This is a genomic window from Streptomyces sp. NPDC029836 (genome assembly GCF_055574495.1).
The window spans coordinates 80,374-99,202 of the sequence record NZ_JBVHZI010000019.1; the positions used below are offsets into that span (position 1 = coordinate 80,374).

An 18,829-nucleotide genomic window follows, 5' to 3' on the forward strand; every position below is an offset into this window, starting at 1 on the left:
CGTGGGCCGGGACCGGCGGGATGAACTGCGTCGCGTCCTCGCCCGGGTGGGCCGGGACCGGCGCGATGTACTGGGTGACCGCGTCCGGCAGCGGCGGGTAGCCGTAGCCGTGCGGCGCGCCCGGGCCCTCGAAGCCGGGGCCCAGGACGTGCCCCTGCGGCGGGTGGTCGTACGCCGGCTGCTCGGGTCGCGGCGGCTGCGGCTCGTACGCGGGCTGCCCGTACGGCGGGGACGGGTACTCCTGCGCCGCGTGCCGGCCCGGCTGCCCGTACCCGGCGCCGTCCGGACCGTAGCCCTCCGGTTGCGGGTAGGCGTACGCGGGCGGCCCCCACGGCTCCCCGGGCTGCGGCGGCTGCTCGACGTACGCCTGCGGCTGCTCGGGCCGGGGCGGCTCACCCGGGTGACCCTGCTCCGGGTAGGGCTGCCCCCCGTGCGCCTGTCCCGGGTACGCCGGCTGCGCGTACCCCTGCTGCGGGTACGCCTGCTCCGGGTACGCCTGCTCCGGACCCGCCTGCTCCGGGTAGCCCGGAGTGGCCTCCGGGCCCACCGGACGCGGCGTCCCGGGCTCCGGGACGCCCCCTTGTCCGCTCTGCGTCACCGGGACTCCTTCTGCCTTCTCCGACGTCTCCCGCAACTACGGCAACCGTCGGGTCACGCTACCCGGTCCCTCCGCGGACATGTCAGGCCGGCTGAACCTCCAGCCGCGCCGCGAACTCCCGAACGGCCGCTTCCTCCCGGTACGGCTCCAACCGCCCCCGGAAGTCCTCCAGGTACTCCGCTCCCCGGCGCGAGCGCAGCGTCTCCAGCAGCTCGGCCGCCTTCGTCGCCGTCGTGCAGGCCTGCTCCACCTCCCGCTGCTGGACCTGCGCCGCCGCCAGCAGCAGCAGTCCGATCGCCCGCCGGCGGGCCTTCGTCGCGGGCAGCGCCCGCAGCGCCTCCTGCGCGCGGCGGGCCGCCGCGTCGGCCTGACCGAGGTCCCGGTGGCAGTGCGCCAGCTCGTCCGCCAGGTAGGCGTGCTCGAAGTGCCGGATCCACACCGGGTCGTCCCCGGACTCCGGCTCCGCCCGCTCCAGCGCCGTGATCGCCCGACCGGACAGCACCGCCGTCGACCGGGCGTCGCCCATCAGCGCGTGCCCGCGCGCCTCGGCGGCGTAGAACATGGCCTCCACCCGCGGCGTGACCTGCCCCCGCGTGCCCTCCTGCGCGGCCCGCGCCAGCTGGGCGATCTCCCGCGGGTTGCCCAGCTCGGCGGCGAGGTGACTCATCGACGCGGCGAGGACGTACCCGCCGTACGCCCGGTCGCCGGCCGCCTGGGCCAGCCGCAGGGCCTGGATGTAGTAGCGCTGCGCCAGACCCGGCTGCCCGGTGTCCACGGCCATGTACCCGGCGAGTTCGGTGAGCCGGGCCACGGCCGCGAACAGCGCCCGCCCGACCGGCTCCCGGTAGGAACCGCCGATCAGCCCGGACACCACGGAGTTCAGGTAGTGCACCACCACGGGCCGTACGTGGCCGCTGCCGAAACGGTGGTCGAGCTCGGTCAGGGCCTGCGTCGTCGCCCGGACGGCCTCCACGTCGGACATCCCGACGCGGGCCCCGCCACTGCGCGCGACCTGCGGGTCGGCGCCGGTGATCAGCCAGTCACGGCTCGGCTCGACCAGCGCGGACGCCGCCACGCTCGACCCCGACAGGAAGTCGCGGCGCCCCACGTCGCTGCGCCACAGCTCGCAGACCTGCTCGATGGCGCCGACGACGGTCGGGGAGAACTGCAGGCCGACGCCCGAGGCGAGGTTCTTGCCGTTGGCCATGCCGATCTCGTCGATGGTGACGGTCCGGCCGAGTTTGCGGCCCAGCGCCTCCGCGATGATGCCCGGAGCCCGGCCGCGCGGCTGCTGGCCGCGCAGCCAGCGGGCCACGGACGTCTTGTCGTAGCGCAGGTCGAGGCCGTGTTCGGCCCCGCACATGTTGACCCGCCGGGCGAGCCCGGCGTTCGAGCACCCGGCTTCCTGGATGAGCGCCTGCAGCCGTTCGTTCGGCTGGCGGGCCACGAGAGGCCTGGCTGCCATGAAAACCCCCTGAAGCCGCGGGTGATCGTTGGAATGATCACTTCCCGCCTGATGTGCGGAGAATCTTCCCCTCCGCGGCTCGTGGCTACCCAGCGACCGCGCCCCAGCCTCCTACGCGCCCCCGCCCGTGCACCGATGCGCCCCGTATGCAGGATCGATGCACCGTCCACCGGCCGGTTTGGGCCCGTAACCAGCCGTGACCCGAGGAGTTGTGATGGGCGTGGAAGAGACCATCGGAGTCACGGAGACCGCGCCCATCCCCCAGCAGCGTGGCGATCAGCTGCTCGACCATGCCGTGCGGTACGTGGAGGAACGGCACTGGGACGTCTTCGCCGGTACCTGGCTGGAGCACGGCGACGGCCGGGAACTGTGCTCCTGCGGAGCGACGGACTGTCCCGCACCCGGCGCCCACCCGGCGGTGAAGGAGTGGGCGGCCCAGGCGTCGGGCAGCGCGGTGGGGGTCCGGCGGATCTGGGCGAAGCACCCCACGGCCTCGATCCTGCTGCCGACCGGCCGGACCTTCGACGTGCTGGACGTCCCGGACTCCGCCGGTTTCCTCGCCCTGGCCCGCCTGGAGCGGATGCAGCGCACCCTCGGGCCGGTCACCCTGACCCCCGACCACCGCATGCTGTTCTTCGTCCTGCCGGGCGCCGGCGCGAAGACGGCGGACCTGGTGCGCAAGCTGGGCTGGCTGCCGCACGCCATCGACCTGGCGGCGCGGGGCGAGGGCGACTGGGTGGCCGCGCCGCCCACCCGGCAGGGCGGCCGGGGTCCGGTGCAGTGGGCCCGCAAGCCCACCCCCGCGAACCGGTGGCTGCCCGACACCGAGGAACTGATCGACGCCCTCGCGTACGCCTGCGGCAGCGAGGCCGCCGCTGCCCGGGGCCGTCGGGGCGCCTGAGGGTCCGCGCGCACCGGCCCGGCACCGCCCCGAGGTTCATGACATAAGTAACTGCTCACGTCCGCGACCCGCTCCTATGGTGAGGAACGTACGACCACGGGGAACGGACGAGAGGCAGGCGCATGCCGGAACAGGGTGATGCGGCGGGCGGTACGGGCGGGGTGGACGGCGTGCGAACCGCGCCGAGCGCCGCCGTACGCGTCGAAGGACTGTGGAAGCGGTTCGGCGAGCAGGTGGCCGTCGCGGGGGTCGACCTGGAACTGCCCGCGGGCCGGTTCATCGGTCTCGTCGGCCCCAACGGCGCCGGCAAGACGACGACGCTGTCGATGGTGACGGGGCTGCTGCGCCCCGACGCGGGCACGGTGACGGTCGTCGGACACGACGTGTGGGCCGACCCCGTCGCGGTGAAGTCCCGCATCGGGGTCCTGCCGGAGGGGCTGCGGCTCTTCGAGCGGCTCTCCGGACGCGAACTCCTGGGCTACATGGGCCGGTTGCGGGGGCTCCCCGGTGAGGAGACCGACAAGCGGGCGACGCAGCTGCTGGAGGTCCTGGACCTCGCGGGCGCGCAGCACAAGCTGGTCGTGGACTACTCGACGGGCATGCGCAAGAAGATCGGCCTCGCGGCCGCGCTGCTCCACAACCCCGAAGTCCTCTTCCTGGACGAACCGTTCGAGGGCGTCGACCCGGTGTCGGCGCAGACCATCCGCGGGGTGCTGGAGCGGTACACCGCGTCCGGCGCCACCGTCGTGTTCTCCTCGCACGTGATGGAGCTCGTCGAGTCGCTCTGCGACTGGGTGGCCGTCATGGCCGCCGGGCAGATCCGCGCCGCCGGGCCGCTGGCCGACGTACGGGGGTCCGCGCCGTCGCTGCAGGCCGCGTTCCTCGAACTCGTCGGCGCCCGGGACCGGGCCGCGGGCGACTCCCTCGACTGGCTCGGCGGCGCCCGATGAGCACCGCCCCGGCCGTGCGGGTCGCTCCGGTCGCGCCGGCCGTCGCGGACGTGTCGCTGACGCCGCTGTTCGTCCGCCTCAAGTTGTCGCTGATGCGCAACGGCCTGAAGGGTTCCTCCAAGCGCAAGGCCGCCTGGATCGGCAGCCTGGTCCTCGCGCTCGTCGTCGCCGGGTTCGTGACGCTGGGCCTGGCGATGCTGCGCGGCCACGCCCACGCCGGGACCGTCGTCGTACTGCTGGCCGCGATCCTGGCGCTCGGCTGGGCGTTCATGCCGCTGTTCTTCCCCACCGGTGACGAAACCCTGGACCCGAGCCGGCTCGTGATGCTGCCGCTGCGGCCGCGGCCCCTCGTACGGGCGCTGCTGGCGTCCTCGCTGGTCGGCATCGGGCCGCTGTTCACGCTGTGCCTGGCCGTCGGCTCGGTGGTGGCGGTGGCGCGCGGCGCGGCGGGGGTGGTGGCCGGTGTGGTGGCCGTCCCGCTGCTCGTCCTCGGCTGCGTGACGCTCGCCCGGGCCGTGGCGACGGCCAACGTACGGCTGCTGACCAGCCGCAAGGGGCGGGACCTCGCGCTGCTGAGCGGCCTGCTGATCGCGGTCGGGGCGCAGGTCGCCAACTTCGCGAGCCAGCGGCTGTTCGAGGCGGGTGGTCTGACCCGGCTGGAGCCCGTCGAGGCGGTCGTGCGGTGGCTGCCGCCGGCGTCGGCCGTCGGCATGGTCGACTCGGCGGCCCGGGGCGCCCACCCGGAGGCCGTCGGCCAGTTCCTGGTCACCGTCGCGGCGCTGGCCGGCCTGCTGTGGTTCTGGGAGCGGACCCTGACCGGGCTCATGGTCACGCCGGACGGCTCCAGCCTCGCGGCCTCGAAGCCCACCAAGGAACCCGGCGCGGGCCGTTCCCGGTCACTGCTGCCCGACGACCGTACGGGCGCCACCATGCGGCGGACGCTGCGCTACGCCGTGCGAGACCCGAAGACGAAGTCGGCCTGGGTGACGGCGCTGGCGATCGGCATGATCGTCCCGGTGGTCAACGCCCTCCAGGGCGCCGGTTCCGTCTACCTGGCCTGTTTCGGCGCGGGCATGCTCGGCGTCCAGATGTACAACCAGTTCGGGCAGGACACCTCCGCGTTCTGGATGGTCGCCCAGACCATCGTGACGCCGCACGACGCCTACCTCGAACTCCGGGCCCGGGCCGCGGCGCTGGCGCTGGTCATCGTCCCGTACACGGTCCTCGTCACGGCCGTCACGGCCGGCCTGATCGGGGACTGGGGCGCCCTCCCGGCCGGTCTCGGCGTGTCCTTGGCGCTCGTCGGGTCGATGCTGTGCACGGGCGCGCTGGCTTCTGCGCACTTCCCGTACTCGATCCCGTCGGACGGGGCCTTCAAGAACGTCGCCCCCGGTCAGGGCGGGCTCGCCTGGGCGGGCATCGGGCTCGGGCTGCTCGCCTCGGTGGTGATCTGCGCGCCGGTGATCGCCCTGACGGTGTTCCTGCACGTGGCCGACCACCGGGACCTGACCTGGGTCCTGTTGCCGCTGGGCACCGCCTGGGGCGCCCTGGCCACATGGGCGGGGCTGCGGCTGGCCGCGCCGACGGTGGCGCGCAAACTGCCGGAGATCCTGGTGGCGGTCAGCAGGGGCTGACCCGCGACCCCCACGCACGCCGCGCAGGGCCGGCCCCGCTCCCGGGAGGGAGGGGGGCCGGCCCTGCGCGTACGTCGGGAGCCGGGAGCGGGCGGGCGCTCCGCGGCGGGTGGACGGCTGCCCTGCAGGCGCAGCTGTCGGGCCGACGGGCGGGACGCGCGGGTGGCGCGGGGTGTCGGGTGGGGCGGGGTGCCGGGTGGGGCTGCCGGGACGCGGGAGCGCGGGGCGACTACTCCCAGGCGGTGGTGTTCTTGCCCGTCGGCGCCGTCTCCCAGGCAGTGGTGTTCTTGCCCGCCGGGGCCGTCTCCCAGGCTGTGGTGGCGGTGGTGACGCGGGTGTCGGCGCCGGGCGGGGTGGTCGCGGTCAGGGTCAGGGTCAGGGCGGCGGCGGCCAGGGCGGAGACGGCGGCGGTGCGGACGGCGAGGGTCTGGAATCGGGACACGGCGAAGCTCCTGGGGCTGGTCGGGACGTTCCGGGGGCGCCGCGGGAAGCCGCGGGCGGGGGCCCTGGGGCGGGCCGGAGGGAATCGGGCGCATCGGGGCCGGGGCGACGGCTGTCCTGCGGGACCAGCGGTCGGGGCGGCGTACGGCAAGCCCTGGGGTGGCGCGGGTGGCGCGCGTGGTGCGTGCTCCGGCGAGGCGGCGGGGCCTCGGGCCGGGCTACTCCCAGGCGGTGGTGGCGGTGACGTGGGTGGTGGCGTCAGGGGCCTGGCCGACGAGGGCGGGGGTGAGGGCGACGAGGGCGAGCGAGGTGACCGCGGCGGCCTTGACGATCGTGGTGCGCAGCATGGCGTGTCCTTCTCCCGAGCTGGAACGAGTGGGTGTTCCGGGCTGGCGTCCCGCGGTGACGCTTCCTCCGGTGTGACCGGCCGGGTGGTGTTCCCTGCCGGCGATCACTACTTTCGTCGCAGGTCAGGACGGGTGGAAGGGCTTTCAGGTGGACGGAAACGGTCCTGTCCCAATCCGTCCAGGCCGGCCGGAGGCGGACCGGAGGAGCTGCTCGTAGTACGGCGCCACGAGGGGTACGCCGACCCGGGTCACCCGCCATCCGCGCAGGGCCCGTACCTCGTCGAGGGCGCGTCGGCAGAGTTCCTCCGTACGGCGCTCCGCCTCGGCGAGGCCGTCCGCGAGGACGTACACGCCCACGACCGGGTCGGGCAGGGCGCCGGGGTGCGCCGACACGTGCTCGACCAGGCCTTCCGCGCCGGGCAGGGCTCGGATGAACTCTGCCGTGGAGGGCGGGAGTCGTACGCCCGGCGCGGGGGCACGGAGGGCCGCGTGGATCAGGAACATGGGATCGACCCTTCCGGAAGTGGAGGCCCGAACAAAGCATTGAACGTGGACAGTTCGGTCCTTGGACGGAAGTGTCCTCGGGCTGGTTTCGGTCGATCACTGCGTGCGATGATCTGCGCACTTGATCAATAAGGCACACACGGGGGGAACCGCTGTGCTAGCCACGCTTGGCCTCGACTCGACTTCCGAGGCCGTCTACCGCGCCATGCTCGCCTTTCCGCGCGAGGGGGTGAAAGCCCTCGGCGATCGCCTCGGCGTGCCCGAGGACGACGTCCGGCGCAGTCTCGACACGCTCAGCGAACTGGCCCTCATCCGGCCGTCCTACGAGCGGGCCGGCGAGCTGCGCGCGGTCACGCCCGAGGTGGGCATGGAAATATTGATGGCCCGCCAACAGTCCGAGTTGGCCGCGCAACAGCTGCGCGTCGAGGCCTCGCGGGCGGCGGCCGCCCAGCTCATCGCCGAGTACGCGGACCTCAGCCCGCACGCGGCGGCGAGCCCGGGCGTCGAACAGTTGGTGGGACTGGACGAGATCCGGTCCCGGATCAGCGGCCTCGCGCACGGACTGCGGACGGAGCTGATGAGCTTCGCGCCGGGCGGCGGGCACCGCGCGCACACCCTGGAGGCGTCGAAACCGAACGACCGGGCACTGCTGGCGCGCGGGGTTCGGATGCGGTCGCTGTTCCAGGACAGCGTGCGCAACAGCCAACCCACCGTGGCGTACGCGGCGTGGCTGAGCGAGCTCGGCGGCGAGGTGCGGACCGCTCCCGACCTGCCGACCCGGCTCATGATCTTCGACCGTACGTCGGCGGTCATCCCGATCAGCAGCGAGGACAGCGCGGCGGGCGCGGTGATCCTGACCGGGCAGGGCACGCTGACGGCGCTGTGCGCGCTCTTCGAGAACGTGTGGGCGGGCGCGCAGCCGCTGGGCGGCGCGCCGGAGCGGGACGAGGGCACGCTCAGCGCCCAGGAGAACACCGTGATCCGGCTGCTGGCGCAGGGGCTGACCGACGAGGCCATCGCGAAGCGGCTCGCGGTCTCCCCGCGGACGGCCCGGCGGCTGGCCAACGGGCTGATGGAGCGCCTGGGGGCGGCCAGCCGCTTCGAGTTCGGCGTCCGCGCCGTCCAGCGCGGCTGGCTCCCGAGCACGTCGTAGCGCGCGGGCGCGACCGGCGGCCGGCCGGTACGCCCGCGCCGGGCCCGGTCGGAGTCCGGCCGCCGCCCTCGCGCGGTCAGGTGCGCGTGGACACCGGCCGGATTCCCTCAGCCAACCCGGTCCCGCTCGTGCGTCGCTGGAGCGGGTCCGTGCGCGGGCGGGTGCGGGGGTGTCAGGGGGCGTCGGCGGTGACTCCCTCCAGGAAGGGTTCGACGGCCGCGCGCCAGGCGGCCGGTTGGTCGTAGTGGAGGTAGTGGCCTGCGTCCGGGATCTCGGCGTACTGACCGGCGGGCAGGACGCGGACCATCTCCTGGGCCTCGGCGCGGCCCAGTTCGCCGTCCAGGCCGCGGACGACCAGGGTGGGGCAGCGGACCTGGGCCAGTTCCTCCCAGTGGGCGTCGTGCACCCAGGTCTCGCGGGCGGTCAGCATCTGGCGACGGGAGAACAACGGGCGCCAGCCGTCCGGCGCCCGGTGCATGACCTCGGCGAAGAACGCGCCGCGGCCGGGGTCGGGCCGCTCCACGCGGGGGTCGTCCTCGCCGAACCAGCGGCGGGCGGCGTCCTGCGTGGGGAACGGCAGCGGCCAGCGGCGGAACCATTCCTCCCATTCCTGCTGGGAGGCCTCGCCGAGGGCCGAGGCCCGCATGTCGCAGATGACCAGGGCCCGGACCAACTCGGGGCGGCGGGCGGCGAGCTGCCAGGCGGTGAGGGCCCCCATGGAGTGGCCTACGAGGATCACGGGGGCGAGGCCGAGCTGGTCGACGGCCGCTTCGGCGTCGGCCACGAAGGCCTCGCGGCCCAGCGGGGTGGCGAAGGACCGGCCGGCTCCGGGGCGGGCGCTGTGGCCGTGTCCGCGCTGGTCCAGGGCGACGACGCGGTGCCGTTCGCCCAGCCAGCGGGCGGTACCGGCCCAGTGCAGGGCGCGGCCCATCAGGCCGTGGAGTAACAGGACCGCCGGACGCAGGGGCTCCGCGGGCGGTTCGCGGAATTCCCAGGCGGCCAGGCGAACGCCGTCGGCCCCCGTCACATCGATGCGCTGTACCACCGCAGATGCACCCCCTTCGATCCCGGCCAGACTATCGAACCCGCATTCGAAAACGGGCGTCTCGCCAACAACACCGCTCTTTCGAGTGACCTTGCTCAAGGATTGGCCGCCGCTGCCGATGGAGATCCTTTCCACAGGGAGGCGGGCCGCTCGGGGAAGACGGTCCGAAGGGAATGACCTTGAGAGCTCGGGGCTCCAGGTCAGCAAGGGGAGGATCGGTCCCGGCGCCGCGAGGCGCCGGGACCGCCCGCTTCCCCCCGCTCCGCGGGGATCGTCAGCGCTTGGCCACGAACACGTGCGAGGCGGTCTCCTCGTCCAGTTCGGCGGCCTCGCCGCCACTGCCGACGAGCACCCCGCCCGGGGATTCCGTCACGCTGACCACGGAGCCGGGCTGCACGCCCGCCCGCCGCAGCGTGTACATCAGCTGGGCGTCCGTCTGGATCGGCTCGCCGATCCGGCGGACGACCACCGTCTTGCCCTCGCTGCCCGGGTCCAGCTCGGCCAGGCTGACCATGCCGTCCTCCAGGAACGGATCGGCCTCGGCCTTCTCCCCCAGTTCCTCCAGGCCCGGGATCGGGTTCCCGTAGGGGGACTCGGTCGGGTGGCGCAGCAGCTCCAGTACGCGCCGCTCCACCGCCTCGCTCATGACGTGCTCCCAGCGGCAGGCCTCCGCGTGCACCTGCTCCCACTCCAGGCCGATGACGTCGACGAGCAGGCACTCCGCGAGGCGGTGCTTGCGCATCACGCGGGTGGCGAGCTTGCGGCCCTCCTCGGTCAGCTCCAGGTGACGGTCGCTGGCCACCGACACCAGGCCGTCCCGTTCCATGCGCGCCACCGTCTGGCTGACCGTCGGGCCGCTCTGGTCGAGCCTCTCGGCGATCCGGGCGCGCATGGGGACCACGCCTTCCTCTTCCAGCTCGAGGATGGTGCGGAGATACATCTCCGTGGTATCGATCAGTCCGGACATTCGTGCCCCTCGGATTGCGTGCGCTGGCCCTGCCCCCAATTCTGACGCATCGCGCCGACAACCGTCCCGCGCCGAGCGTCAAGGCATGTACGGGACTCTCGCGAGCCCCGTGGAGGGCCTTTCGGCCCGGGGATTGACGTTCGTATTGACACGCGCTTGGTCCAGACCGCACGGTGAGCGGCGGACACGGACGCACCCACCGCACCCCACCCTGGAAGGGCCTTCGGCGTATGAGCGAGAGCAAGCTGGCCGGGCAGTTCTTCGACGCCGCCATCGGTCTGCTGGAGCGGGTGCGCGACGAGGAGGCCTCCCGCGTCAACGAGGCCGGGATCGTCATCGCCGAGGCCGTCGCCTCGGGGAACCGGCTCTTCGCCTTCGGCGCGGGACACTCCTCGCTGCCCGCGCAGGACGTGGTCTACCGGGCCGGCGGACTCGCCCTGATGAACTTCCTCGCCGTACCCGGCACCGCCGGCATCGACGTCATGCCCGCCACCCTGGGCAGCGCGCTGGAGCGGGTCGACGGACTCGCCGGGGCGGTGCTCGACAGCAGCCCGGCCTCCGACGGGGACGTCCTGGTGATCATCTCGCTGTCCGGGCGCAACGCGCTGCCCGTCGAGATGGCGATGAACGCCCGGGCGATCGGCCTCAAGGTCATCGGCGTGACCTCCATGGCGTACGCGACGGGAACGCGCTCGCGGCACGTCTCGGGCACCTTCCTCAAGGACCACTGCGACATCGTGCTCGACAGCAAGATCGCGGTCGGTGACGCCGAGCTGACCCTCGACGGCATCGACGCCCCCTTCGCCCCCGCGTCCACCGTCGTGACCAGCGCGATCATGCAGGCGGTGATGGCGGCGGCGGCGGGGGAACTGGTCGCGCGCGGCGTCGAGCCGCCGCTGCTGCGGTCGGGGAACGTGGACGGCGGCCACGAGTGGAACGGTCGCGTGATGCAGGAGTACGGCGACCGGATCTTCTTCCGCCACTGACTCTTCCGCCCCTGACGGACGGCGGTGCGCGCCCCTGCCGACCGTGACCGGAAGCGTCGCTTCCGGTCACGGCACTAGCATGGGGAGGACCTGCGCTCGGGGTCTCGGGGAGCTGAGGTGGCCGGGTATGCCCTTCACCCGTACGACGTTCACCGCGCGGCGGGCCCCGCCCGCCTGCGCCGTCGCGCTGTTGCTGGTCCTGGCCGGCGCCGGGACGACCCCCGCCGCGCCCCCGCCGGGGACCGCGACCGTCGCCGCCGCGCCCGTTCCCGATCGCGCGGAACCGGATCCGCAAGCCGCCCTGGACGCCGGGACGGTGGCCCGCCTGGACGCGGCGATCACCGCCGTGATGAAGGAGGCCGGCATCCCGGGCGTGAGCGTCGGCCTGTGGATCCCGGGGCGCGGCGCCTACGTCTCGTCCTTCGGGGTCGCGGACCGCCGCGACGGCGCCCCCCTGAAGCCCGACATGTACTCCCGGATCGGCAGCGTGACCAAGACGTTCACCGTGACCGCGGTCCTGCAACTGGTGGACCGGGGCCTGGTCGGCCTGGACGATCCGATCGCGAAGTACGTCGACGGCGTCCCCGGCGGCGAGCACGTCAGCGTGCGCCAACTGGCGGCCATGCGCAGCGGGCTCCCCGACTACACCTCCGACCCGAAGTTCCTCGACGCGCTGCGCGCCGATCCGCACCGCGCGTTCACGCCGCGGCAGCTGCTCGGGTACGCCTTCGCGCATCCGCCGGACTTCGCCCCGAACGCGCGGTGGGAGTACAGCAACACCAACACGGTGCTGCTGGGACTGCTGGTGGAGAAGGTGTCGGGCCAGTCCCTGGCGGCCCACCTGCGGGAGCGGGTCTTCGCCCCGCTGGGGCTGGACTCCACCTCGTTGCCGACCGGCAGCGCGTTCCCGGACCCGCACCCCCAGGGGTACACGACGTTCAGCCCCGACGGGTCCGTCGTGACGGCCACCGATTGGAACCCGTCGTGGGCGTGGGCGGCCGGAGCGGTCGTCTCCGACCTGGAGGACCTGCGCGCGTGGGTGCCGGCGCTGGTGGACGGGCGGCTGTTGGAGCCGGCCACGCAGGCCGAGCGGCTGCGCACGGCTCCCGTGGGGGTTCCCGGTGTCGGGTACGGGCTGGGGATCGCCCGCGTCGACGGTTGGCTCGGGCACAACGGCGAGCTGCCCGGGTACGAGACGATCGCCGCCGGACTGCCGGGGAGCGGCGTCACGCTCGTGGTGCTGGTCAACTCCGACATCGACCGCGGCGGCTCGCTCAGCACGCTGGTCGGCCGGGCCGTGACGCGGATCGCCACCCCCGAGCACGTGTGGAACCTGCCCTCCCCCTCGCAGGTCGGCGGGGATCGGCGGTAGGGGCGCCGGGGTCGGCGCGGCGCCGTCAGGGCGCGGCCCGGGCGCCCGTCGCCAGGTCGAGGTCGGCGGCGACGCGGGCCGCGACCTCCTCCGCGTACAGGGCGTCCGCGCGCTCGAAGGCCGGGCGGGAGGAGCCGCGCAGGAAGGTCAGCGCGCCCAGGGTCCGGCCGCGGCTGCGCAGCACCACGCACAGGGCCTGTGTCGCCCCGGCCGGCCAGTGCCGGGCCCGGGCCCAGTCCTCGTCCCGCGCGCCGCCGGGGGCGCCGGCCCGGACGGGGCCGATCCGGTCCAGGGCCTGGAGCGCCGGGTGGGAGTTCTCGTAGCGGACGGGGATGGCGCCCGGCCCGGGCAGCAGCAGGGCCAGGCCCGACGGGGACACGGCCGAGCGGACGAGCCGTCGGCCCCGCTCGGGGGCCTCGGCTCCGGGCGGCCCTTCCAGTACGTCGACCAGGGCGTGGTCGGCGAAGCCGGCCAGGGCGAAGTCGAGCCGGATGGCGGCGGCCTCGGCCGGGTCGGCGCATTCGGCGGCGGCCCGGCCGGCGCGGTGCAGTTGGTTGGAGCGGAAGCGGAGCTGCCCGGTGTCCAGTTCGGCCTGCCGGGCCTCGGTGACGTCCTGGAACAGCCAGCCGACCCCGAGCGGTACGGGTTCCTCCGCCAGTGGGGAGGCAAGCCGCAGGAAGCCGCTGCGCCAGCACCGGCGCCGGACCCCCTCGGCGGTCCGTACGGAGACCCACAGGTCCAGCGGCGACGGCGGCGCCCCCTCGGCCAGTACGTGCTGGAGCGCGCCCTCCAGTTCCTCGACGCCCTGGACGAGGAGGTCCCCGAGGGGCCGGCCGAGGAGCGCACCGCGGCCCGCCGCGAAGGCGCGGGCGGCGTGCGTGTTGACCACGGCGGGGCGCAGGTCGACGTCGACGAGGACGACGCCCCAGGAGGCGTCGTCCATGAGGGCCTCGCTGAGCGCGATGGAGCGTTCGAGGTCGATCTGGGCGTGGACCTCGCTGAAGGCGCAGTACACGCCGGCGGGTTTGCCGTCGGCGCCGGGGACGCCGGCGGACTGGGTGCGTACGAGGATCCGGCCGCCGTCCTTGGTGAGCAGCGCGAACTCGTGGACCTGGCGTCCGGGTAGGTGCTGGGCGGACATGAGGCGTTCTTGGACGTCGTCCGCGTCGGCGGCGCGCGCGGCCCAGCCCGCGAAGCCCCTGCGGCCCACGGCCTCGGCGGCGGACCAGCCGAGGATCCGCTCCGCCTCCCGGTTCCAGTGGGTGAGCACGCCGTCGGAGTCGAACGCGCACAGGGCGGCGTCCATCCCGTCCAGCAGCGCTGCGAGCAGATCGTCGGCGGACTCGCCACGACCGGAAGCACTCACCTGGCACCCCCTGCAGGTGTTCGTGTGTGCGGCACGTCGGATCATTCAACTGGAACGTGACACAGGCCACACCCGGTTCCCGCATTCCTCCCGGAATGTCCGTCGGCGCGCTCCCGGATGCGCCCGCCGGTGCGCCGCCGGTGCGCCGCCGGTCCGCCGTCAGTCCGCGAGGACCAGGAAGACCATCCCGGCCGCGAGGAGCGCGCCGGCGGTCCCCCAGCCGCGCAGCGCCGCCGCCTCGCCGCGGTCCTCGCGCCGGGCCCAGCGTTCGATCCGGCGCCGGACCTCGGGGTCGGCCGCCCAGGCGGGGCCGCGCAGCTCCCGCCAGGCGTCCCGCATCAGGGCGATCTCGCGGGTGACGTCGACGTGGTCGTCGTCCACGTACACGAGCTGGACCCGGCGGCCGGCCCGGTCGTGGGCGTACGCGAGGACCAGGGGCTGGTTGCGCGCCATGGCCGCGCCGGGGTTGGGGGCGGCCCGGATGTCCTGGACGTCGGCCCAGGCCAGCCGGCGGGTTCCGGTGAGGCGGCGGACCCGGATGCCGTCCCGGTCGATGGTGGTCGAGCAGCGCCGGAAGGCCCGTACGAGCCATCCGAACAGGGCGACGACCAGGGCCGCGATCAGCAGTTTCACACCGGGGGCCACGTGCTCCATGGTCGCCACGATCAGCAGCACGCAGGGCGTTCCCAGCCCGACGGCGAGGCGGACGCCCGCGAGCCGCGCGGGCCGGACCCGGTAGTCGCGCGGCAGCAACCCTGCGCCCATGACACCCCTCCCCACGCTGCGGGACGGCCAGTGTAGGAAGGAACTCCGGGGCCGAACAGGGGAGTTGCGGCCGCTCCGAAGGTGCCGAACAAATAAGTTGAGCGCCCGGCGCAGCGGATTTAGGCTCTGGAGTACACGAGAAGGGAGGTGGTTCCCGCAATGTACGGAAACCGGACGCGTGAGGTGGCTGCGGGCTGACGGCCCGTTGTCGCAACGCACCCAGTGCGGTGCCCGGCGTGGCCGCCAGGCGCCAATCCCAAGCAGTCACCCGACCCGCGGGCTCGCCGGTACGTCCGGCCGGCTCCTCTCACTGCAGGAGAGGAACCAGAGCCCGCGGGTCGCCTGCGTTCCCGGGCGACCCGCGCCGCCCGCCCGGACCGCCCGCCCGTCCTACGGGCAGAGCCGCTCGACGCGCCACTTGTCGCCGTCCAGGGCGTAGCGCAGCCGGTCGTGCAGCCGGTTCGCGTGGCCGTTCCAGAACTCCACCGCGTCGGGCACCACCCGCACCCCGCCCCACTCCGGCGGCACCGGAACCTGCTCGCCCTCCGGGTAGCGCTCGGCCAGCTCCGCGTAGCGGCGGTCCAGCTCCTCCCGGGAGCCGATCACCCGCGACTGCTCGCTCGCCCACGCCCCCAGCTGGGAGCCGTGCGGCCGGGAGCGGAAGTACGCGGCGGTCTCGTCGCGGCCGATGCGGGAGGCGGTGCCGGTGACGACGACCTGGCGGGCGATCGGGTGCCAGGGGAAGAGCAGCGAGACGTACGGGTTCGCGGCGAGCTCGACGCCCTTGCGGGAGCCGTAGTTCGTGAAGAAGACGAAGCCCCGCTCGTCGAACCGCTTCAGCAGCACCGTGCGGGTGCTGGGCCGCCCCTCGGGCGTCGCGGTGGCCACGACCATGGCGTTGGGTTCGAAGACGTGCGCGTCGGCCGCCTGCCGGAACCAGCGGGCGAACTGCTCCATCGGCCCGTCCGCGAGGCTCTCCTCCCGGACGATCTCGGAACGGTACTGCTCGCGCATGACGGCGGGGTCAAGGTCCTGATCGCTCACACGGCCATCCTGCCGCAGGACGCCGGCCGATGGTGTGCCGTATGTCACGCTTCCGCAGGGCATCCGGAGCGGACAAAATCTTGGGGCCGGTCCGAGGGCCCCCGTACGGATGACCTTCGGCCGTGCCGGGCATCAACGGGGATGACCGCGCCGGACCGCGAATCACGCCGGGAGCCGCGCGTGTTCGCACTATTTGAGGAGCCGCCTGATGTCCGATTTCGTACCCGGACTCGAAGGGGTCGTCGCGTTCGAGACCGAGATCGCCGAGCCCGACAAGGAGGGCGGGTCGCTCCGCTACCGGGGGGTGGACATCGAAGACCTGGTCGGACACGTCTCCTTCGGGAACGTCTGGGGCCTGCTGGTCGACGGTGCGTTCAACCCGGGCCTGCCGGCCGCCGAGCCCTTCCCCATCCCCGTGCACTCGGGTGACATCCGCGTCGACGTGCAGTCGGCGCTCGCCATGCTCGCCCCCGTGTGGGGCCTGAAACCGCTGCTGGACATCGACGAGCGGACCGCGCGCGACGACCTGGCGCGGGCCGCGGTCATGGCGCTGTCGTACGTCGCCCAGTCCGCCCGCGGCCAGGGCCTGCCGATGGTGCCGCAGCGCGAGATCGACAAGGCAGAGTCCGTCGTCGAACGGTTCATGATCCGCTGGCGGGGCGAGCCCGACCCCAAGCACGTCAAGGCCGTCGACGCCTACTGGACGTCCGCCGCCGAGCACGGCATGAACGCCTCCACCTTCACCGCCCGCGTCATCGCCTCCACCGGCGCCGACGTCGCGGCGGCGCTGTCCGGGGCGGTCGGCGCCATGTCGGGCCCGCTGCACGGCGGCGCCCCGTCGCGCGTGCTCGGCATGATCGAGGAGATCGAGCGCACCGGCGACGCCGTCGCGTACGTGAAGAAGGCCCTCGACAAGGGCGAGCGGCTCATGGGCTTCGGGCACCGGGTCTACCGCGCCGAGGACCCGCGCGCCCGCGTGCTGCGCCGCACCGCCAAGGAGCTCGACGCCCCGCGCTACGAGGTGGCGGCCGCGCTGGAGAAGGCCGCCCTGGAGGAGCTGCACGCCCGCCGCCCCGACCGGGTCCTCGCCACCAACGTGGAGTTCTGGGCCGCGATCATGCTGGACTTCGCGGAGGTCCCGGCGCACATGTTCACCTCCATGTTCAGCTGCGCCCGTACTGCCGGCTGGTCGGCGCACATCCTGGAGCAGAAGCGGACGGGCCGCCTGGTGCGCCCGTCGGCCCGCTACACCGGCCCGGGCCGTCGCGACCCCCGCGACATCGAGGGCTGGGCCGGCATCGCCGAGACGGCCTGATCCGTCCCGGACCCCCTTTTTGCACGGCGGGCGCCGCACCCTCAGCGGGGAGCGGCGCCCGCGCCACGTTCGGAGCCCCCTCGTGTCCAAGATCCCCTACTTCGTCCTCGCCGTCGGCGCGCTGGTGGCCGCGGTGTGCCTGCTGCGGCGGCGGACGGTCCTGCGCGGGCGCGGGGTCGCCGTCACGGCCCGCTGCGCCGCGGTGCGCCGACCCGCGGCCGGCGGGGAGGCCCGGATGACGTTGCGCTACCCCGCGCCGGACGGCCGGACCCGCACCCACGAGGCGGGCGAACGGGAGTGCCCGCCGGGAACCCGCGAGGGCGACCCGGTGGAGGTGCTGTACGACCCCCGGGACCCGGCCCGGGCCGGGACGGCGCTCACGGCCCGGAGGTCCCCCTGGCGGCAGTGGGACCTGTACGCCCTGATGGGCGTGTCCCTCGGGGTCGCGGTGGCGGCGGCGCTCGGTTGACGTGGGGGCGGGGTGGGGGCGCTGCCGGTGGGGGTCAGGTCAGGGTCGCGTCCAGGATGCGGGACCACTGGGCCACCACGCGGGCGCGGCGGGGCGTGTCGTCGGTGAGGACGTTGGCCAGGCCGAGGCCGCGGGCCATGTCCAGGAAGCCCTGCACGGTCTCCCGTACGCCGGGCACGGACTCGTCGGCGAGCAGCAGCTCCACCGCGATCCGGTGGGTCTCGCGGCCCACGCGGGCTTCGAGCTCGGTGACCTGCGGGCGCAGTTGCTCCTCGTTGGAGGCGGCGACCCACAGTTGCAGCGCGGCCCGGAACAGGGCACCCGTGTAGAGGTCGACGATGGCCTCGACCACGGCCGGTCGGGGGGCCGGGGCGGCGTGGAACAGCTCGCGCAGGGCGGTGGAGCGTTCCTCGGCGACGAACGCGACGGCCGCGGTGAAGAGTGCTTCGCGGGTCGGGAAGTGGTGCTGGGCGGCGCCCCGGGAGACCCCGGCGCGTTCGGCGACGACGGCGACGGTGGAGCCCGCCCAGCCGTGTTCCGCGAGGCAGGCGACGGCGGCCTCCAGGAGGTGGCGTCGGGTGACCCGGCTGCGGGCCTGCTTGGGGCCGGTCACCGTACCCATGCCGCGTCCCGGCGCTCGAAGCGGGCGGTGATGCCCTCGCGGGCCTCCGCGGAGGCGAAGACGGCCGCGGACAACTCCGTCAGGCGGGCGCCGTCGCGGTCCAGGGACTCCCGTACGGCGGCGGTGGCCAGGGCCTTGGTGGTGGCGAGGGCCTGCGGGGCGGCGCGGCGCAGGCCGTCGAGGACGGGGGCGAGGGCGGTGTCCACGTCGTCCTCGGCGTGCAGGGTGAGCAGGCCGATGCGGGTGGCTTCGGCCGGGCCGAAGGTTTCGGCGGTGAGGAAGTAGCGGGCTGCGGCGCGCGGGTCGAGGCGGGGCAGCAGGGTCGCGGAGATCACGGCGGGGGCGAGGCCGAGGTGGGTCTCGGTGAACGCGTACGAGGACTGCGGGCCGGCGGCGGTGATGTCGCAGGCGCCGAGCAGGCCGAGGCCGCCGGCGCGGACGTGGCCGGTGACGCGGGCCACGACCGGCTTCGGGAGCGCGGTCGTCTCGCGCAGGAGCGCGAGGAAGTCGGCGGGGTCGCAGGGGGACTTGAGGTCGGCGCCGGCGCAGAAGGTGTTGCCGGTGTGGGTGAGGACGATGGCCCGGGTGTCGGGGTCGGCGGCGGCTTCGGCGAGGGCCGTGCGGAGGTCTGCGACCAGCTGGGCGGAGAGGGCGTTGCGGGTGGCGGGGGCGTTGAGGGTGAGGGTGGTGACGGCGTTCGCCTGGCCGGCGGTTACTCGGGGGGGCATGGGTCCTCCGGACGGGCGGGGGTGGGGCGGGCGGGGCGGGTCGTGGGGGCGGGGCGGGTCGTGGGGGCGGGGGGGGGGGGGGGGGGGGGGGGGGGGGGGGGGGGGGGGGGGGGGGGGGGGGGGGGGGGGGGGGGGGGGGGGGGGGGGGGGGGGGGGG

At 74.4% G+C, this 18,829-nt stretch carries 19 protein-coding genes and 1 pseudogene; 8 read left to right on the forward strand and 12 right to left on the reverse strand.

Annotated features, from left to right (window positions below):
* Both ACZ4XJ_RS33510 and ACZ4XJ_RS33515 read right to left on the reverse strand, forming a co-directional pair.
* Nucleotides 1-598, reverse strand: a pseudogene (locus ACZ4XJ_RS33510) (hypothetical protein); the annotation flags it as partial.
* Between the two features lie 82 nt (nt 599-680).
* Nucleotides 681-2,063 carry a transcriptional regulator gene (locus ACZ4XJ_RS33515; RefSeq protein ID WP_468498367.1) on the reverse strand — a complete coding sequence of 461 codons (1,383 nt, stop codon included), beginning with the start codon at nt 2,061-2,063 and terminating at the stop codon, nt 681-683.
* A gap of 214 nt (nt 2,064-2,277) precedes the next feature.
* Between ACZ4XJ_RS33515 and ACZ4XJ_RS33520 the strand changes: the two genes are divergently transcribed.
* From ACZ4XJ_RS33520 to ACZ4XJ_RS33530, 3 genes are all read left to right on the forward strand, one after another.
* Nucleotides 2,278-2,964: a bifunctional DNA primase/polymerase gene (locus tag ACZ4XJ_RS33520; RefSeq protein ID WP_362879496.1), complete on the forward strand. Its 687-nt coding sequence runs from the start codon at nt 2,278-2,280 to the stop codon at nt 2,962-2,964.
* Between the two features lie 122 nt (nt 2,965-3,086).
* Nucleotides 3,087-3,914, forward strand: a complete 828-nt coding sequence (locus ACZ4XJ_RS33525; protein ID WP_362879498.1) for an ABC transporter ATP-binding protein — start codon at nt 3,087-3,089, stop codon at nt 3,912-3,914.
* A complete protein-coding gene (locus ACZ4XJ_RS33530) occupies nt 3,911-5,548 on the forward strand; it encodes a transporter (protein WP_468498368.1) in 1,638 nt (545 codons plus the stop codon). The genes ACZ4XJ_RS33525 and ACZ4XJ_RS33530 overlap by 4 nt, the downstream gene beginning before the upstream one ends.
* Before the next feature lie 229 nt (nt 5,549-5,777).
* Here ACZ4XJ_RS33530 and ACZ4XJ_RS33535 read toward each other — a convergent pair whose 3' ends face one another.
* From ACZ4XJ_RS33535 to ACZ4XJ_RS33545, 3 genes are all read right to left on the reverse strand, one after another.
* Nucleotides 5,778-5,990 carry a hypothetical protein gene (locus ACZ4XJ_RS33535; RefSeq protein WP_362879502.1) on the reverse strand — a complete coding sequence of 71 codons (213 nt, stop codon included), beginning with the start codon at nt 5,988-5,990 and terminating at the stop codon, nt 5,778-5,780.
* Between the two features lie 217 nt (nt 5,991-6,207).
* Nucleotides 6,208-6,336: a hypothetical protein gene (locus tag ACZ4XJ_RS33540; protein ID WP_362879504.1), complete on the reverse strand. Its 129-nt coding sequence runs from the start codon at nt 6,334-6,336 to the stop codon at nt 6,208-6,210.
* A gap of 144 nt (nt 6,337-6,480) precedes the next feature.
* A complete protein-coding gene (locus tag ACZ4XJ_RS33545) occupies nt 6,481-6,840 on the reverse strand; it encodes a hypothetical protein (protein WP_362879506.1) in 360 nt (119 codons plus the stop codon).
* A gap of 154 nt (nt 6,841-6,994) precedes the next feature.
* Between ACZ4XJ_RS33545 and ACZ4XJ_RS33550 the strand changes: the two genes are divergently transcribed.
* Nucleotides 6,995-7,993 carry a helix-turn-helix transcriptional regulator gene (locus ACZ4XJ_RS33550; protein WP_362879507.1) on the forward strand — a complete coding sequence of 333 codons (999 nt, stop codon included), beginning with the start codon at nt 6,995-6,997 and terminating at the stop codon, nt 7,991-7,993.
* A 172-nt stretch (nt 7,994-8,165) separates the two neighbouring features.
* On the opposite strand, the gene ACZ4XJ_RS33555 is transcribed toward ACZ4XJ_RS33550, so the two are convergent.
* Together ACZ4XJ_RS33555 and ACZ4XJ_RS33560 are read right to left on the reverse strand one after the other, a co-directional pair.
* Entirely contained in the window at nt 8,166-9,038 is an 873-nt protein-coding gene (locus ACZ4XJ_RS33555) for an alpha/beta fold hydrolase (protein ID WP_362879509.1), read from the reverse strand.
* Nucleotides 9,039-9,312: 274 nt separating this feature from the next.
* Nucleotides 9,313-10,005 carry a metal-dependent transcriptional regulator gene (locus ACZ4XJ_RS33560; RefSeq protein ID WP_362879511.1) on the reverse strand — a complete coding sequence of 231 codons (693 nt, stop codon included), beginning with the start codon at nt 10,003-10,005 and terminating at the stop codon, nt 9,313-9,315.
* Between the two features lie 230 nt (nt 10,006-10,235).
* Here ACZ4XJ_RS33560 and ACZ4XJ_RS33565 point away from each other — a divergent pair, with 230 nt between their 5' ends.
* Both ACZ4XJ_RS33565 and ACZ4XJ_RS33570 read left to right on the forward strand, forming a co-directional pair.
* Nucleotides 10,236-10,991 carry an SIS domain-containing protein gene (locus ACZ4XJ_RS33565; protein WP_362879513.1) on the forward strand — a complete coding sequence of 252 codons (756 nt, stop codon included), beginning with the start codon at nt 10,236-10,238 and terminating at the stop codon, nt 10,989-10,991.
* Between the two features lie 127 nt (nt 10,992-11,118).
* Nucleotides 11,119-12,363, forward strand: coding sequence for a serine hydrolase domain-containing protein (locus tag ACZ4XJ_RS33570; protein ID WP_468498369.1), 1,245 nt, complete (start codon nt 11,119-11,121; stop codon nt 12,361-12,363).
* A 25-nt stretch (nt 12,364-12,388) separates the two neighbouring features.
* On the opposite strand, the gene ACZ4XJ_RS33575 is transcribed toward ACZ4XJ_RS33570, so the two are convergent.
* From ACZ4XJ_RS33575 to pdxH, 3 genes are all read right to left on the reverse strand, one after another.
* Nucleotides 12,389-13,729 carry a PAS domain-containing protein gene (locus ACZ4XJ_RS33575; protein ID WP_362879515.1) on the reverse strand — a complete coding sequence of 447 codons (1,341 nt, stop codon included), beginning with the start codon at nt 13,727-13,729 and terminating at the stop codon, nt 12,389-12,391.
* Between the two features lie 159 nt (nt 13,730-13,888).
* Entirely contained in the window at nt 13,889-14,494 is a 606-nt protein-coding gene (locus ACZ4XJ_RS33580; protein WP_468498370.1) for a PH domain-containing protein, read from the reverse strand.
* Between the two features lie 390 nt (nt 14,495-14,884).
* A complete protein-coding gene (gene pdxH / locus ACZ4XJ_RS33585) occupies nt 14,885-15,508 on the reverse strand; it encodes a pyridoxamine 5'-phosphate oxidase (RefSeq protein WP_362879532.1) in 624 nt (207 codons plus the stop codon).
* Nucleotides 15,509-15,746: 238 nt separating this feature from the next.
* On the opposite strand from pdxH, the gene ACZ4XJ_RS33590 reads away from it, so the two are divergent.
* Entirely contained in the window at nt 15,747-16,853 is a 1,107-nt protein-coding gene (locus ACZ4XJ_RS33590; RefSeq protein WP_468498371.1) for a citrate synthase 2, read from the forward strand.
* An 82-nt stretch (nt 16,854-16,935) separates the two neighbouring features.
* A complete protein-coding gene (locus ACZ4XJ_RS33595) occupies nt 16,936-17,322 on the forward strand; it encodes a DUF3592 domain-containing protein (RefSeq protein WP_362876744.1) in 387 nt (128 codons plus the stop codon).
* Nucleotides 17,323-17,356: 34 nt separating this feature from the next.
* On the opposite strand, the gene ACZ4XJ_RS33600 is transcribed toward ACZ4XJ_RS33595, so the two are convergent.
* Both ACZ4XJ_RS33600 and ACZ4XJ_RS33605 read right to left on the reverse strand, forming a co-directional pair.
* Nucleotides 17,357-17,944: a TetR/AcrR family transcriptional regulator gene (locus tag ACZ4XJ_RS33600; protein ID WP_468498372.1), complete on the reverse strand. Its 588-nt coding sequence runs from the start codon at nt 17,942-17,944 to the stop codon at nt 17,357-17,359.
* Nucleotides 17,932-18,672 (reverse strand): enoyl-CoA hydratase family protein, encoded by a 741-nt coding sequence (locus tag ACZ4XJ_RS33605; RefSeq protein WP_362876742.1) that lies wholly within the window; start codon nt 18,670-18,672, stop codon nt 17,932-17,934. The genes ACZ4XJ_RS33600 and ACZ4XJ_RS33605 overlap by 13 nt, the downstream gene beginning before the upstream one ends.
* Between the last annotated feature and the right edge of the window lie 157 nt (nt 18,673-18,829).